The sequence below is a fragment of the Collinsella bouchesdurhonensis genome (genome assembly GCF_900155365.1).
GTDB lineage: Bacteria > Actinomycetota > Coriobacteriia > Coriobacteriales > Coriobacteriaceae > Collinsella > Collinsella bouchesdurhonensis.
On record NZ_LT699739.1, the window covers coordinates 555,884 to 570,652 of the forward strand.

13 protein-coding genes, 1 tRNA gene and 1 pseudogene are annotated in these 14,769 nt (G+C 60.6%); 8 read left to right on the forward strand and 7 right to left on the reverse strand.

Features of this window, described 5'->3' with window-relative positions:
* Nucleotides 1–162 precede the first annotated feature (162 nt).
* The 4 genes from proB to BQ9843_RS04480 form a co-directional block, all read right to left on the reverse strand.
* Nucleotides 163–1,290 (reverse strand): glutamate 5-kinase, encoded by a 1,128-nt coding sequence (gene proB, locus BQ9843_RS04465; protein WP_075844036.1) that lies wholly within the window; start codon nt 1,288–1,290, stop codon nt 163–165.
* Between the two features lie 3 nt (nt 1,291–1,293).
* Nucleotides 1,294–2,808, reverse strand: coding sequence for a nicotinate phosphoribosyltransferase (locus BQ9843_RS04470; RefSeq protein WP_075844037.1), 1,515 nt, complete (start codon nt 2,806–2,808; stop codon nt 1,294–1,296).
* Nucleotides 2,809–2,847: 39 nt separating this feature from the next.
* Entirely contained in the window at nt 2,848–3,246 is a 399-nt protein-coding gene (locus BQ9843_RS04475) for a hypothetical protein (protein ID WP_075844038.1), read from the reverse strand.
* A gap of 138 nt (nt 3,247–3,384) precedes the next feature.
* On the reverse strand, nt 3,385–4,305 hold the full coding sequence (locus tag BQ9843_RS04480) for a radical SAM protein (protein WP_075844039.1): 921 nt from the start codon (nt 4,303–4,305) through the stop codon (nt 3,385–3,387).
* A 409-nt stretch (nt 4,306–4,714) separates the two neighbouring features.
* Between BQ9843_RS04480 and BQ9843_RS04485 the strand changes: the two genes are divergently transcribed.
* Nucleotides 4,715–4,787, forward strand: a tRNA-Ala gene (locus tag BQ9843_RS04485).
* Nucleotides 4,788–5,186: 399 nt separating this feature from the next.
* The gene (locus tag BQ9843_RS08980; RefSeq protein ID WP_456318594.1) at nt 5,187–5,825 is read left to right on the forward strand and encodes a YdcF family protein; all 639 of its coding nucleotides are present in this window, start codon (nt 5,187–5,189) and stop codon (nt 5,823–5,825) included.
* 753 nt (nt 5,826–6,578) lie between these two features.
* Here the strand turns inward: BQ9843_RS08980 and BQ9843_RS09000 are convergent.
* Nucleotides 6,579–7,634: pseudogene (locus BQ9843_RS09000) on the reverse strand (DEAD/DEAH box helicase); the annotation flags it as partial.
* 449 nt (nt 7,635–8,083) lie between these two features.
* Here BQ9843_RS09000 and BQ9843_RS04500 point away from each other — a divergent pair.
* From BQ9843_RS04500 to BQ9843_RS04520, 5 genes are all read left to right on the forward strand, one after another.
* A complete protein-coding gene (locus tag BQ9843_RS04500) occupies nt 8,084–10,411 on the forward strand; it encodes a heavy metal translocating P-type ATPase (protein WP_075844042.1) in 2,328 nt (775 codons plus the stop codon).
* Nucleotides 10,412–10,444: 33 nt separating this feature from the next.
* Entirely contained in the window at nt 10,445–10,666 is a 222-nt protein-coding gene (locus BQ9843_RS04505) for a heavy-metal-associated domain-containing protein (protein ID WP_075844043.1), read from the forward strand.
* Nucleotides 10,667–10,674: 8 nt separating this feature from the next.
* Nucleotides 10,675–10,947: a metal-sensing transcriptional repressor gene (locus tag BQ9843_RS04510; RefSeq protein ID WP_075844044.1), complete on the forward strand. Its 273-nt coding sequence runs from the start codon at nt 10,675–10,677 to the stop codon at nt 10,945–10,947.
* A gap of 116 nt (nt 10,948–11,063) precedes the next feature.
* On the forward strand, nt 11,064–11,525 hold the full coding sequence (locus BQ9843_RS04515; RefSeq protein ID WP_075844045.1) for a hypothetical protein: 462 nt from the start codon (nt 11,064–11,066) through the stop codon (nt 11,523–11,525).
* A 5-nt stretch (nt 11,526–11,530) separates the two neighbouring features.
* Nucleotides 11,531–12,202: a DUF1015 family protein gene (locus BQ9843_RS04520; protein ID WP_075844046.1), complete on the forward strand. Its 672-nt coding sequence runs from the start codon at nt 11,531–11,533 to the stop codon at nt 12,200–12,202.
* A gap of 478 nt (nt 12,203–12,680) precedes the next feature.
* Here BQ9843_RS04520 and BQ9843_RS04525 read toward each other — a convergent pair whose 3' ends face one another.
* On the reverse strand, nt 12,681–13,283 hold the full coding sequence (locus BQ9843_RS04525; protein WP_075844047.1) for a histidine phosphatase family protein: 603 nt from the start codon (nt 13,281–13,283) through the stop codon (nt 12,681–12,683).
* Between the two features lie 42 nt (nt 13,284–13,325).
* Nucleotides 13,326–13,982, reverse strand: coding sequence for a nitroreductase family protein (locus BQ9843_RS04530; RefSeq protein ID WP_230205582.1), 657 nt, complete (start codon nt 13,980–13,982; stop codon nt 13,326–13,328).
* A gap of 99 nt (nt 13,983–14,081) precedes the next feature.
* Between BQ9843_RS04530 and BQ9843_RS04535 the strand changes: the two genes are divergently transcribed.
* Entirely contained in the window at nt 14,082–14,741 is a 660-nt protein-coding gene (locus tag BQ9843_RS04535; protein WP_230205583.1) for a YaiI/YqxD family protein, read from the forward strand.
* Nucleotides 14,742–14,769 lie beyond the last annotated feature (28 nt).

Below are 14,769 nucleotides of genomic sequence, written 5' to 3' on the forward strand. Positions count from 1 at the left end.
AGCCGGGAGACCCGGCCCTCGTCCGGTCAAGTCCCGTTTGCGACCAAGGCGTCACCGGCGCTTCCCACACGTGCGTGCTCTACAAAAAAGGGCCATGCTCCAAGATGCTACGCACCTAAGGCCACGGCCCGTTCAAAACCACTCGATAAAAGACGTATGCCCTTATGCAAACACGATTAAATTATCGCGATGGATGGCGGGCTTTCCCGCCAACTGCGCCAGAAGACGGTTTGACTCGATCTCCTCTTCCCGGCGCCCCGCAGCAAGCTCGAGCGTATCGGAATCCGCCTCGGCGATGCCGCGCGCTACGACCATGCCGCTCGCGTCCTTGACATCCAAAATGTCTCCCGCAGCAAATGGCCCCTGGACCCCGCGGATGCCTACGGCAAGCAAGGAGGAGCCGTTATCGGTAAGGGCATGCGCCGCGCCGTCGTCCACCGTCACGGAGCCGTGAGCTTGGTCGCCCAGAGCGATCCACAGTTTGCGCGGCGCGATATCGAGGTGCTTGACCGGCGGCGCAAACAGAGTGCCCACGCTCTCGCCGCGGGCAATGCGCACCAGGGCATCCGGCTCGGAGCCAGAGCAGATGACGCTCTCGATACCCGCCGTCATAAGGATGCGACTCGCGCGGATCTTCGTGATCATGCCGCCCGTACCCACCGAGGTGGACGAATCGCCCGCGGAGCCGATAATAGACGCGTCGATCTTGTCCACGCGCGGGATAAAGCGCGCATTGGGGTCGAGCGCGGGGTTGGCCGTGTAGAGGCCGTCGATATCGGAAAGGGTGACGCACATGTCGGCCGAGACCAGACAGCTCACAAGCGCCGCCAGGGTATCGTTGTCACCAAACTTAATCTCGGCCACGCTCACGGTGTCGTTCTCGTTTACGACCGGCACCACACCAAGCTCCACCAGGCGCAGCAGCGCATCGCGCGCATGCAGGTAGGAAGAGCGACGGGCGGTATCGTGGCGCGTGAGCAACACGAGCGAGGTCAAGATGTCATGGGCGTGGAACTCCTCGTCGTAGGCCGCGCTCAAAATACACTGGCCGGCAGAAGCGCACGCCTGCAAACTTGGCAGGTCGCCCTTGGGCTTGGCAGCAAACCCCAAAATGGGATACCCGCATGCCATGGCGCCCGAGCTCACCACCACCAGGTTCCATCCCAGGCGGCGCAGTTCCGCCGCTTGACGTGCCAGATTGGATATGAACGCGCGGTCGATACGACCATCTTCCCCCACTATCGTGGAGGAACCGATCTTCACGACCATCGTCTTGACATCGTTTGTCATGCTCTAGCCTCGCTTCTTCCACATAAGCGTTGGGGCGGTCTCCGCCATGCGCTCGCGCACGAGTTCGTCGCGCAGTCGCGCAAGGCCAGATTCCATACCCACCATGTAGGATTGCGGATACAGGAAACGCTTATAGACGCCATCGAGGGAATCAAGCGCCTCGCGGCAACGCGTGCGCGCGAGCTCGATGGATTCGCGCGGTGCCACGGCGTGGCCATCGCGCACAATGGGGACCATGACCTCGCGGCTGGAAAGACCGGAAACATCGGCAACCAAGGCGACGTCGTCCACGCTCACGACAGAAGTGCCGCGCGAGGCGCCCTCCCCCTCCATATACATCTCGTCATAAATCATGTCGCACACGGGGCTGCCCGCTTCATCCATAAAGCGACGGATATGCTGACGTCCCGGAATGGTGCGTTTGTATGGCTGCTCGGAAAGCTTGACCACCGGGGTCCACTCGTCGCAACCGTCCTCTAGGCGCGCCGTAAGCTTGTACACGCCTCCCAGCGCCGGCTGGTCGTAGCAGGTGGCAAGCTTGGTGCCCACGCCAAACGAATCGATGGGAGCGCCCTGGGACAAAAGCGACTGAATGGTGTACTCGTCCAAGTCGTTGGAAACCGAGATCTTTACATATCCCAGCCCCTCGGCGTCCATGCGATCGCGCACGTAGGCAGAGAGCTTTGCCAGATCGCCCGAGTCGATACGGATGGCAGAAAGGCGTTCGCCGCGCGCCTCCATTTCCTTTGCCACCGTGATGGCGTTCTCAATGCCCTCGCGCACATCGTATGTATCGATGAGCAACGTGCAGTTGTTGGGCATGGACTTAGCAAAGGCACGGAATGCCTCGAGCTCGGTATCGAAACTCATCACCCAGCTGTGCGCATGCGTGCCAAAAACAGGGATGCCGTATTTACGACCCGCAAGCACGTTGGATGTGCTTGCGGCACCCGCCACGTAGCTCGCGCGGGCAACGGCCATGCCGCCGTCGGGACCCTGGGCACGGCGCAGGCCAAACTCGGCCACGGGGCGACCCTTTGCAGCGGCGACCACACGAGCGGTCTTTGTGGCCGCGAGCGTCTGAAAGCCGATGGTGTTGAGCAGCGCCGTCTCAAGCAGCTGGCACTCAAGGGCAGGTCCGGTCACACGCACCATGGGCTCGCGCGGAAACACGAGGTCGCCCTCGGCAACCGCATCGATATCCACGTGAGCGCGAAATCCCCGCAAGTACTCGAGAAACGCCGGGTTGAACATACGTCCGCCCGCAGGCGCAAAAAGCGACGCCAGGTAATCGATGTCCTCATCGGTAAAGCGCAGGTTCTCTACCAAATCGGGCAGGTCGGAGGTGCCGCACATAACGGCATAGGCACTACCAAAGGGCTTGTCGCGATAAAACGCCGTAAAGCAGTCGCGTTCCTCGAGCTTGTCGTTTTCCCACAGACCCTGAGCCATCGTAAGCTCGTAAAGGTCGGTGAGCATCGCCACATCGGTAGGGCGGGAAACATCTGTCAGCGCCATGGCATCTCCAATGACAGGGGTTAATTAAACAGTTTGCTCCTAGTGAAGGAACATCCAGACGGCGCCAACCGCGACAAAGAGCAGGGCCAGGCCGACAATGAGCTTTTGGGCTGGTGGCATACCGGGAATATCTTCGTCATCGTTGGTGTTGCCCAGCACCATCTTCTGGCCAAAGGTGAGGTGATCGGGATCAACAACAGGTTTCTTCTGGGTAGATGCGGAGCGAGGCGCCGCCTTTGCGGGCGCTACCTGCACGGGGCGCTCGGCCTTCCGGGTCTTGGCGGCCTCGGCGCGCTGCTGCTCGGCGCGCAGGGCTTCAAGCTCGGCACGCTCCTGGCGTGCACGTTCTTCCTCCTCGCGGCGGGCCTTCTCGGCACGCAGGGCCTCAAGCTCGGCGCGTTCATCATCGTTTAAGGGCGATGCTTCGGTATCGGTCATGAGAGTACCTCGTTTTCAACGTTTCGCAGGGCAACAAATCCGTGCGAAGCGGTTCGCATTGGCTTGCAGTATACCCGTATTATCTAACGCGACGGCCCCGCGACCGCAGCTTTAGCGCACCATCAACATCCACGATGTCTAGGCGTCGGCGGCGCGCAGCACACCGGTGGTGTCGAAAGCCGGCGTAAAGCTCTCGTCGACCGTACCGCCCTCCTGCCAAAACAGAGTGGTAAAGCCCAAATCGTCAGCATGGTCGAGCACGTGCTCATATTCCTCGTCGGTCACGGCGCGTGCAAGGTTACCGCCCGCGACGCGCATGCCCTCATTGGGCGTGTACTGATTCATCACCGAAATAGGTACGTCTCCCGCAACGTCCCACACCGCATCGAGCACGCGGCACGAATCGTCCGCATGGCCCGGCAGCACCAGATGGCGCACGATCATTCCCTGCAGCATCGTGCCATGCTCGTCGTATTCAATGCCGCCGCGGCGACGAATCTCGCGGCACATCTGCGCCAAGCCACGACGCGCGACATCCGGGTAGTCGCGCACGTTTGACAGCTTGGCGGCAAGATCGGGCGAAGCGTACTTGTAGTCGGTAAGCCACACGTCAACCAAATCGCCCAGGTCGCGCACAGCCCGCTCGAGCTCGTAGCCACTCGTGTTGTAGACGATGGGGATAGAAAGCCCCTCCTCGCGAGCGCGCCCAATAGCCCAAGGGAGCAAATGGGCATAGTGCGTCGCCGTGACGAGATTGATATTGAGGGCGCCTTGGTCCTGGAGCTCCAGCATGATTTGCACCAAACGCTCCGGCTCGATCTTGAGGCCGAAGTTCCCCGTCGAAATCTCATGGTTTTGGCAAAAGACGCATTTGAGGGAGCAACCGCTAAAGAAAATGGTGCCCGATCCTGCCTCGCCGGAAATGGGCGGCTCTTCCCACATGTGCAAAGCGGCGCGAGCCACACGCAGGGTGTCATCGGCGCCGCAAATGCCAGTCGCACCCGCGGCGCGAGCGGCACGACAAAGCCTGGGGCACAGCACACAAGACGCGGGGGCCATCGGTGCGGATTGAGTAGTCAAAACAACGCCTCCATATGAAAAACGCCGCTTTTACCTGCGGCGTCTTCATGATTCTATTAACAATCTCCATGCCGGAAACAACATCGAGACCTGTTTTTTTATCTTGTGACATAGATTGTTATAAGTCAAGACTGGTATTGGATATGTGGTGCCCTATGATGAAGGTGTTCCGCCCCACGCGAAGCAACTGGGTGAACCGTCGAGTTTATTTAGGGAGCCCACACAGTCGTTTCTGGTACAGGTATCCTTCGTTGTTAAGGACGCTGGAGAGAGCGATGAGGGCACCCACCTTGTTGAGGTGGGTTCATTTTCGTGACGCGTGGGGTGGCCCTTTTTGTGTGTCTTAGTTGACAGCGTTCATCGTCTTGCTATCATAGACACTTGTCTTGGGGACGTAGCTCAGTTGGGAGAGCGCTGCCGTCGCATGGCAGAGGCCGAGGGTTCGACTCCCTTCGTCTCCACCCTGACGTTTCAAGCTCCAACCTTGTTGGAGCTTTTTTATTAGCCCTCGGCATCGTGCTCGGAGCATCATGGCAGCCATGGCATTCGAATTGCTTGTTCCCCTGGCGTGCATTATCGCCTATGCGATTTGTCGCAGGCGACACCCCGACTCTTTTACCTGTGTGATCCCCCTTATGACCACAGCAACATGGGTGCTTGAGCGTGCCTGCGCGCAGGCAGTGCAGGCTCCCCGTCTGGGTGCCGCCATCATAGCCATCACGATTTGCTGGTGGTGCGCAGGGTCGCTTGCCCTCCACGTTTGCACATCAATGCGCACCCGCGGCCTCTCTTTAATCGCTTGCCTGGGATGCGTCCTCTCGCTTTGTATTGTTGTCTGCTCCCTCGCCTTGCCCGTCGCGATGGGTGCAAAATGGCACGGAGCAGCTCTTTTCTGCGCGAACGCACTGCACGCGTGCGGCCTTTGGTTCTCGCTGAGCATCGCCGCGCTCGATCGGTACGCCCATACGCATCGATGTAACCCAAAAGATTGCGTAGATGCCATCATCGTGCCCGGCGCAGCGCTTAGGGGCAGTCGCCCCTCCCCGTTTCTCGCCTCGCGTCTCGAGCGAGCACTCGAGCTGTGGCGCGAACAGGGGTGTTGCGCGCATATCGTAGTTTCGGGCGGGCAGGGCTCCGACGAATGCGTAAGCGAGGCTAGCGCCATGCATCGGTATCTCGCAGAGCAAGGCGTGCCAGATGGGCTCATCATCGACGAAAGCCATTCCACTACAACCAGGGAAAACATGCGTTATTCTCGCCAGCTCATCGAGGAACACCTGGGCGTCGGGATGCGCGTTGCCGTGGTATCAACCGACTACCATCTCCCGCGCTGCGCGATGTTTGCCGCATCGGAGGTCCTCGATGCTGTGAGCGTGGGTGCCTCGAGCGCGCATCGAGCATGGTCGCGCGGCTATATCCGCGAAGCCGCCGCCCTCACGCGCGCGATTCTCCCCACGTATGGCATCCCGATACTCATCGCCCTCGTCTGCATGCCATAGGGCCCCGCAACGGATTGAGATATAAAAAGCGCGGTGCCCAAGAGCACCGCGCCCAGAACAGCTATCTACGAGCGCTTGCCGCCGCGATCGCCCACGCGACGTCCGCCGCGCTTGCCGCCGCCGTAGCTGCCACGATTGTCGCGGCCGCCACNGATCAAAGCGTGCCTCCTCGCCGTGTTGAGTCTTGCCTTCGCTCTTGTCCGCGCGCTCAAAGGCCGATTTGCGAGACCCACGGCGAGAACGGTCGGACTCACGACGACGGTCGCGACGGTCGAACTCGCGCTCGCGGCCGGCGAACTTCGCAGCGCGACGCTCGGCGCGGTTACCGCCCACCCCAGGCGTCTCGACCTTAAGCGCGGTCTCAGCCTCCACAGCCCCCGTAGCCTCATCGGCGCGTACGCGCGCTTTGCCGGCGCGCTTAGGACGAGCGGGGCGATTGCCATCGCCGCGCTTGGCGGCAGCGCGCTTAGCAGCATTCTCGCGACGCTTTTCCTTTTGTTTGCGGCGCTTGCGCTCGTTTTTGGTCGCAGCATGATCGGCGGGCACGCGATCGGGGTTGATGCGCGGCAGGTCGGTACCAAGGGTCAGCCCGGTTGCATCGTACATGTCGGCGGTCTTGCCCATCAGAGCCTCAATGTCAAAGAACTCAGCGATGTCCGCCTTGGTCACGAAAGTGAGCGACCAGCCTTCCTCACCGGCACGGCCCGTACGGCCAATGCGGTGGATGTAGTCGGTAGGTTCCTCGGGAACATCGAAGTTGACAACGTAGCGCACGTCAGAGACATCGATGCCGCGCGCGAGAACATCCGTTGCCACGAGAACCTGAACGCGACCATCGCGGAATGCGGCGAGGGCGCGCTGGCGCTGGCCCTGGCTGCGGTCACCATGGATGGCCTCGCACTTAAAGCCGCTGCGCGCAAGACGGCGCACGCAGGTGTCGGCGCGACGCTTGGTGCGCACGAAGACGATCACGCGCTCGGGACCCTCCTTCTTGAGGACCTCGGCCAGAAGAGCGTTCTTCTCGTCCATAGAGACGGGCACCACGTACTGGTCGACGGTATCTGCCGTGGAAGTAACCGGAGCGATCTCCACACGAGCGGGCTCGTGGACCAGGTCGGTAATGGCGCCCACGCGCTCCTCGTCAAGCGTAGCCGAGAACAGGAGCGTCTGACGCTCCTCGCGGCACTTGCTCACGATGGTGCGTACCTGAGGCAAAAAGCCCATGTCAAGCATGCGATCGGCCTCGTCCAGGACAAGCACGCCCACCTCGTCGAGGTTGGCTGCGCCCTGCTCGATCAGGTCCACCAGGCGCCCCGGCGTCGCCACCAGAATGTCGCAACCGCGAGCAAGGGCTTGCTTTTGCGGACCGTAGCTCAAGCCGCCCACGACGGTCACGGCCGTATGACCCGTGCGCTTGGCGACGGTGGTGCAAACCTCGTCGATCTGCTGGGCAAGCTCGCGCGTGGGAGTGATGACGAGCATCAGCGGACCACGGCCGCGCGCGGCGTTGCGGCGACGACGGCCGCGATCGCCCTTCTTTGCGGGAGGCACCACATGGCCCAGCTTAGACATGGTGGGGAGCAGGAAGGCCGCCGTTTTGCCGGTGCCCGTCTGTGCCGCGGCCAAGATGTCGCGACCAGCAAGAACCTCAGGGATAGAGGCCGCCTGCACGGGCGTGGGGGTCTCGTAGCCCATGTCGACGACGGCTTGCATCACGGCATCGGAAAGGCCCAAGTCGGCAAAGCGGACCGTCGCCTCTTCCTCGGCAGGCAGGTTCTCGTTCGTTTCTTCAACGATAGTAGAAGGCATGAAGATATATCCGTTCTCTCGCGGCGCACGCAAACATAAGCCGGTTCGCGACCGCGCTCGTGAGTGTTGATATGGATTGCAATGACACCATGCGAAAAGGATGGGTTCGCATGGGGCGAATCGTCCGCGCGCGATAAGCGAGTGGAATAACAGCGTGCGCTAATGGACGATGGAGCAGGTTTCGCCAACAGTGAAGTATAAGTCGCACCTGCGACATGCCGCACGGCTTTCGCTTGTCCACACCCGAACCCCATGTTTTCGGCAGGCGGATGAGCACGAGGCTGCAAACGGTGCTAACGAGGAGAATACATGCAAGCAAATTTGACTTTCTCTCGTTGACACCCCCGGGGGGTGGGGGTATGGTTGATCTATCAAGAGGGGCCACCTCGAATGCAGCTGTCTTCGTCTGGAGACACACGCATGCAGCAATAGAAAGGAAGCCGTCGTCCATGACTCATCAGAAATTCGACGTAGGAGGCATGACGTGCGCCGCGTGCCAGGCGCACGTGGAGCGCACCGTGGAAAACGTTCCCGGTGTGTCGAGCGTTTCGGTCAATTTGCTCTCGGGCTCGATGGCCGTCGATTACAACGACGCCGCCTGTGACGCAGACGCCATATGCAGTGCCGTCGATCGCGCCGGCTACAGCGCGGCGCCGATAACTGCCGCGGGCACCGGCGCCGCTGGAACCTCTGCCCCCACAGGCGCAACGCCCATGGAATCCCCTACCAAAAAGTTCGATGCGGCGGCCCGCGCCATGAAGACGCGCCTGATCGCCTCCATTGTCTTTCTCATCCCGCTGTTCTACTTAGGCATGGGCCACATGCTCGGCTGGCCACTGCCCGCAGTGTTTGCCGACCACGCGCACTCCATGACGCTCGCCCTCACCGAGCTCATGCTTCTGCTCCCCATCCTCTATATGAACCGCGCCTACTTTATCAACGGCTTCAAATCCCTTGCGCACCGCGCCCCCACCATGGACGCGCTTATCGCCATCGGCGCCACGGCGAGCGTGGCCTGGTCGGTCTACGCGCTCTTTGTCATGGCCGACCAACTCGCCCGTGCCCAGGTGCACATGGCCATGATGACTGCCATGGACAACCTGTACTTCGAAAGCGCGGGCACCATCCTCACACTTGTCACCGTAGGCAAGTACTTGGAGTGCCGCAGCAAGTCAAAGACGGGCAGCGCCATCGAGGGGCTTATCGACCTCGCCCCCAAACAGGCTCATCTTGTGAGCCCGGACGGCAGCGAGAGCGTCGTCGACGCCGCACTTATCCAGGTGGGCCAGATTTTGCGCGTCAAGCCCGGTGAATCCATCCCCGTCGACGGCGTCGTGGTCGAAGGATCCACCGCCGTAGATGAAAGCGCCCTCACCGGAGAGTCCATCCCGCAGGAAAAAACGGTGGGCGACACCGTATATGCCGCCACCATCAACCGCACGGGCTCGTTTGATTTGCGCGCCACACGTGTGGGCTCCGACACCAATCTGTCAAAGATCATTCAGCTGGTCGAGGATGCCAACGCCACGAAGGCGCCCATTGCGCGCCTGGCCGACAAAGTGGCGGGCGTCTTTGTGCCCGTGGTGCTGGGTATCGCTGCCGTCGCGTTTATCGTATGGCTCGCCGCGGGCGGCAGCATCACGCAGGCGCTCACCGCAAGCGTCGCCGTCCTGGTAATCAGCTGCCCCTGCGCGCTCGGCCTCGCCACGCCCGTGGCCATCATGGTGGGCACCGGCCGCGGCGCCGAAATGGGCGTGCTCTTTAAAAATGCCGAAGCGCTCGAGACGCTCCAAAAGGTTGACACTGTCGTGCTCGACAAAACCGGCACGATCACGCGCGGCAAGCCCGCCGTCGTCGACATCCTGCCCCAGGTGCGCAGCGACGGCAGCGCCATGACCCAAAAGCAGCTGATGAAGCTCGCCTGCGCCCTCGAACGCGGCAGCGAGCATCCCCTGGCCGAAGCCATCATGGAGCGAGCCGACGAGATGGGCATCGTTGCCCGCAGCGTCAAGGACTTCCGCGCCATCCCCGGACAAGGCGTCACGGCGCACGAGGGACAAAATGTCATCGCCGCCGGCAACGCTCGACTCATGGACAGCCTGGGCATCGCCTACAGCAACGAGACCCTCGTCACGCTCTCCGCGCAGGGCAAAACGCCGCTGCTCTTTGCCAAAAACGGTGAGCTCGTGGGCATCATCGCCGTCGCCGACGAAGTGAAGCCCACGAGCCCGGAGGCGATCAGGGCGCTCACGAACCTGGGCATCCGCTCCGTGATGCTCACCGGCGACAATGCCGTCACCGCCCAGGCGATTGCACGCAGCGTGGGAATCGACAGCGCAGCCGTGATTGCAGGCGTCATGCCTGCCGACAAAGAGCGCCATGTGCACGAGCTGCAACGGGCCGGCCACCGCGTTGCCATGGTGGGAGACGGCATCAACGACTCCCCCGCTCTCGCCCGCGCCGATGTGGGCCTGGCCATTGGAGCCGGCGCCGACATTGCCAAAGAGGGTGCGGACGTAATCCTCATGCACAGCGACCTTGCCGACGTGGCGCGTGCCCTCGAGCTTTCGCGCGCGGTTATCCGCAATATCAAGCAAGACCTGTTTTGGGCGCTCTTTTACAACTCCCTGGGCATTCCCCTGGCGGCAGGCGTGCTTTATCCGCTTTTGGGATGGCAGCTCTCTCCCATGTTCGGCGCCGCTGCCATGAGCCTCTCGAGCGTCTGTGTGGTCACCAACGCGCTGCGCCTGCGCCGATTTCGCTCGCGCAGTTGCTAATATATCTGTTAGACATCTAAGAAAGGACCAACCATGAAGTACCAGATCAAGACTCGCGGCCTGCACTGCGGACATTGCGACGCCTCCGTCGAGGCGGCACTGCTCAAGGTCGCCGGCGTAACCGATGCCGACGCCGACCACGAGACCAATACCGTCGAGGTCGAGTGCACGCAGGACACGACGCCCGAGTCCCTCGCTGCCGCCATCGAAGGCGCAAGCGAGAGCTTTGCCGTCGTCTCCATCGAGACAGCGTAGGCACAACTATGGTGGCAGACCACGACAAGATAGCGCGCCTGCTCAAGACCGCCCGCGGCCAGATTGACGGCATCATGAAGATGGTCGATGAAGATCGCTACTGCATCGACATCTCCACTCAGCTCATGGCCACGCAGTCGCTCATCGCACGCATCAACGCCGACGTGCTCAAAGCACATGTCGAAGGCTGCGTGCGCAGCGCTCTGGAAGATGGCAGCGAGGCGCAAAAGACTCAAAAGCTCGACGAGATCGGCCGTGTTATCGAAAAACTCACCAAATAACGACCCTCTCGCTTCTCTCGGTACGGGGATGTGCGGGAAACTGCACTTTTCGCGTTGCATGTGGGTAAAACTGTGAGTATTCTTTTAACGATTAGCATCTCGACGGGGAGTATTTCATGCAGGATTTCTTGAACAAGCTGAAGCATTTTATGGATGATCGCTACGGCGTTGACGATCTTTCTTGTGCGCTCGGCGCCTTGGGCGTAATCATCGCCTTGCTGGGTGCGCTCCTAAAGGTTGGCCTGTTCACCTGGATTGCCATCATCGTTATCGTGCTTGCCATCGTGCGCGCCATCTCCAAGAATTTCCCCGCCCGCGAGCGCGAGAATGATCAGTTCCGCCAGCTCACCTCCAAGGCGCCCGCCCTCGACGGCTTCTTTGACAAGCTGCCGTTCAAGCATGGAGCCGAGCGCATGGCGCGCGCCGGCCGCACCGCCAAGAAGATGCTCGTCAACCGCAAGACCACGATGTACTTCCGCTGCAAGAACTGTGGCCAGATTCTCTCTGTCCCGCGCGGTAAAGGCCGCATTCTCATCACCTGCCCCAAGTGCGGCTGCAAAGCAGAAAAGCGTTCCTAACTACCATGAACGTCCTGCCATTTCCCTGTCTTCGCCCGGCTGAGGGCCACGTTATCGAGGTCCTTTCCCAACCGATCGATACATTGGCATCAGCCGGTTCCATCTTGCAGGCGCAGGAGGCGGGGGTTTTGCTTAAGGACGCGCGCCCCTCGTATTACCTGTACGAAAACACGGCAGCGAACGGCGCCTGCCAAACGGCGCTCATTGGCATCTGCGCCCTGGAATCGCTCGCATGCGATGTCGCGCAGAGCGTTGAGGCGGCGCCGTCCGGTGCATGTCCCGCCCTTCAGTGCACGCCTGCACCGGTTACCTACAAGCGTCAACCGGTATTAGACGTGATTCTTTCTGCCGCACAACAGGGCGCGCCCCTGTACGATCTCTACGATCCTGCGGGAGCGCGTCACCGCATCTGGCATATCGGTCGCACCGAAGCTGTCGAGGCGATACGCACCATGGTGCAGCAGATTCCCTCCGCGAGCGACGTCTCTTCCGGCGTCCTCGCTTCGATGGTCAACCACGCCGAGACCGCCCGCGCCAAGGCGCAAGCGGCAGGCAATTTCACCGGACGCGAGCCCTTTAACTATGTCTTGCTAGCGCTCTATCCCACCGATGGAGCCAAAACCGCTCTGCCGGCCATGCCCGTCGGATTTCTTGCACATCAGATCGCCAAACTGTAGCAATTCGCCTCGTTGAGCCGCAACAAGGGGACTGACTCCGAAGGAATTCCGGGGCCAGCCCCCCTGTTGCGGCTCAATCTTTATTTGAGCCATTCACGGCCTCCGCAGGCGCGGGCGACGCAACCCCCCCCCATAATTCTCCTGACAACATCCCGTATTTGAAAGCGCTATCCTCGCCCGTAACATGAATGCTCGGGCTGCAACAGAGGGGTTGTTTTTCAAAACTCATCGAAATAGGTACCCTGTTTCGATTTTTGCAAGTAGCAACGGTTTTAACACCTCTGAATCCTGGGGTTTTCTTGTCCAAAACCGTCTTCTACTTCGCCAAAGCAAATAAGGGTACCTATTTCGAATTGTTTTATTGCAGTAGCATTTTATAACGGACCCAAACGCGCTATATCGGCAGCACAAAGTCGCCTCGAACACCGAGCGAAGTGTGCGCCATCACTTCTTGCCCGAGAGGGCACCGCAATCGCACCTAAAGTGGCTCGACACCCAACTCGCGTGCATAATCTTCCTGCGTGAAAATCTCTTGCAGTGTGAAGACACCGTCCTTATAGGTAAAATGCATGGTAGAGGCATTGCCGGGTACCGGCTTGAGCAGGTCGGCAGCGTCGCCCAGCACCGCATCGTGAAACTCTTTGATGGCCGATCCATGCGAAACAGCGAGGACGCATCTGCTTGCCGGCACTTCCATGGCCTCGCTCAACGTCGCCATCATGCGATCGCGAACCTCCTGTTGCGATTCGCCACCGAAGTGCGCAAAGTAATCACCCCAGGGACGTTGGGGCATCAAGGAGATACGCTCGCCTTCGTACTCGCCAAAAAACCATTCACGAATACCGGCTCGCTGCTCAAACTCGATACCGGGCATGACGGCCTGGGTAGTCACATGCGTGCGCGTAAGCGTCGAGGTGTAGGCATGATCGAACACGAGGCCCCGATGGCGCAAAAACGCACCGGCACGGCGTGCCTGCTCGAGGCCCAGCTCGGTGAGCGGAGAATCGGTCCAGCCCGAAATCATCTTCTTGCGATTGAACAGGGTCTGGCCATGGCGAACAAGATACAGGTCGTTGGTCATAATTCCTCCGAGGGGCAATAGGGGCAGCGGACGACAATTGCGCTAGATCAAAACATCCTCAAGCGAACGCTTGGGCACATGGTGCACCCCGGCATCATCGCGCCAGTATTTGATGGAGCCATCCGGCGAGGCGGAAAGCGGCTCCAGACGCACCTCCTCGGCAGGAAGGCCAAAAGCACAGACGAGCTTGAGCTCATAGCGCTTGGCATCGAGGCCCAGCACATCTATCAGACGCGGCGTAAACGCTCTAAGCATACAACCTGCATAAGAGGGCGCGGCCGAACGAGCGGCAAGCATCATGGTCTGCGCGGCGATACCGCAATCGACCTCGACGATGGGCGCGGTAGACTTCCCCGCAGCGCTGCGCTCGGCAGCAATGACCACGTAACCGGTGGGACGCTCTCCTGCTGCAGGACCAGCCCAATCCTTGAAGTAACCTGCCCAAGCAAGCTCGGCGAACACGGCGTCGCATGCCGCAGGATCGCTCACAACGCGAAAGCGCAGCAGCTGCCGATTTGCGCCGTTAGCGCACAGGCGGGCCATATCAACCAACTCGAGCAAGAACCCCTCCGGCACACGCCGACCCTCATCAAAGCGGCGAAAGCTCCGACACGAAGCAACAAGGTTGGCCATCTGGACAAGACCATATTCGTCTCGCGCGGACGCTGCCTGCACGGAAACGTTCTCGTTCTCTGCCATAGGAGTCTCCTTTCGTTAGCGACTTCGCGCCATTGTACCGCCGCAGAAGCGTCTTCACGACAGCGTACAATGAGAGTGCACGATACGAACGGAGAGAACATGAACAAAGAGAACGTGTCCCAAATGGCCGCTTTTGATAACCCCCTTGTCCGCAACGATGAAATGGAGCCAATTAACCCCAGCAAGAACACTCCGGAAGATTCCGAGTCAGATGAGAAATATGACATGCGGGACGAAGAGGATGCAGCTCCCCCGCGCGGTCGAGTCCTATTTATCGACGCCGACGCCTGCCCCGTCACAAGCGTTGCCCTTGCTTGCGCCCGCGACGCCTGCACGCCTGTCGTCATCGTAGGCAATACGACGCAAAACCTCGAGCGGCACATACGCCATGGCGATCCACGCTCACGCGAAAAAGCGCGCGGTCGAGACGCCAGCCACGATGGCTTTTGGGTCGATGTGCTCGATGTCTCAATCGGAGCGGACAGCGCAGATTTCGCCATCGTAGAGCGTCTTTTGCCAAACGACATCGTGGTGACCCAGGACATCGGCCTTGCCAGCATGGTGCTGGGCCGCGGAGCGGCAGCCATCGGAGTGCGAGGCCGCGTGTATGACAAAGCGACCATCGACATGCAGCTTTTTATTCGTCACGAAGAGAAAAAGGTACGTCGCGCCGGAGGACGCACGCGCGGGCCAGAGCCATTTAAAGGCTCAGACCGAACGCGCTTTCGCCACAACCTTATCGAGCTGCTCCGCAAATAGCTGGCACCCGAGATTGCAAGGTGGCGTG

Bases quoted from the DNA above. Each gene is read 5' to 3' on its own strand.
- proB (WP_075844036.1), bottom strand. From the start codon at position 1,290: ATGACAAACGATGTCAAGACGATGGTCGTGAAGATCGGTTCCTCCACG.
- BQ9843_RS04470 (WP_075844037.1), bottom strand. From the start codon at position 2,808: ATGGCGCTGACAGATGTTTCCCGCCCTACCGATGTGGCGATGCTCACC.
- BQ9843_RS04475 (WP_075844038.1), bottom strand. From the start codon at position 3,246: ATGACCGATACCGAAGCATCGCCCTTAAACGATGATGAACGCGCCGAG.
- BQ9843_RS04480 (WP_075844039.1), bottom strand. From the start codon at position 4,305: ATGGCCCCCGCGTCTTGTGTGCTGTGCCCCAGGCTTTGTCGTGCCGCT.
- BQ9843_RS08980 (WP_456318594.1), top strand. From the start codon at position 5,187: ATGGGTGCAAAATGGCACGGAGCAGCTCTTTTCTGCGCGAACGCACTG.
- BQ9843_RS04500 (WP_075844042.1), top strand. From the start codon at position 8,084: ATGACTCATCAGAAATTCGACGTAGGAGGCATGACGTGCGCCGCGTGC.
- BQ9843_RS04505 (WP_075844043.1), top strand. From the start codon at position 10,445: ATGAAGTACCAGATCAAGACTCGCGGCCTGCACTGCGGACATTGCGAC.
- BQ9843_RS04510 (WP_075844044.1), top strand. From the start codon at position 10,675: ATGGTGGCAGACCACGACAAGATAGCGCGCCTGCTCAAGACCGCCCGC.
- BQ9843_RS04515 (WP_075844045.1), top strand. From the start codon at position 11,064: ATGCAGGATTTCTTGAACAAGCTGAAGCATTTTATGGATGATCGCTAC.
- BQ9843_RS04520 (WP_075844046.1), top strand. From the start codon at position 11,531: ATGAACGTCCTGCCATTTCCCTGTCTTCGCCCGGCTGAGGGCCACGTT.
- BQ9843_RS04525 (WP_075844047.1), bottom strand. From the start codon at position 13,283: ATGACCAACGACCTGTATCTTGTTCGCCATGGCCAGACCCTGTTCAAT.
- BQ9843_RS04530 (WP_230205582.1), bottom strand. From the start codon at position 13,982: ATGGCAGAGAACGAGAACGTTTCCGTGCAGGCAGCGTCCGCGCGAGAC.
- BQ9843_RS04535 (WP_230205583.1), top strand. From the start codon at position 14,082: ATGAACAAAGAGAACGTGTCCCAAATGGCCGCTTTTGATAACCCCCTT.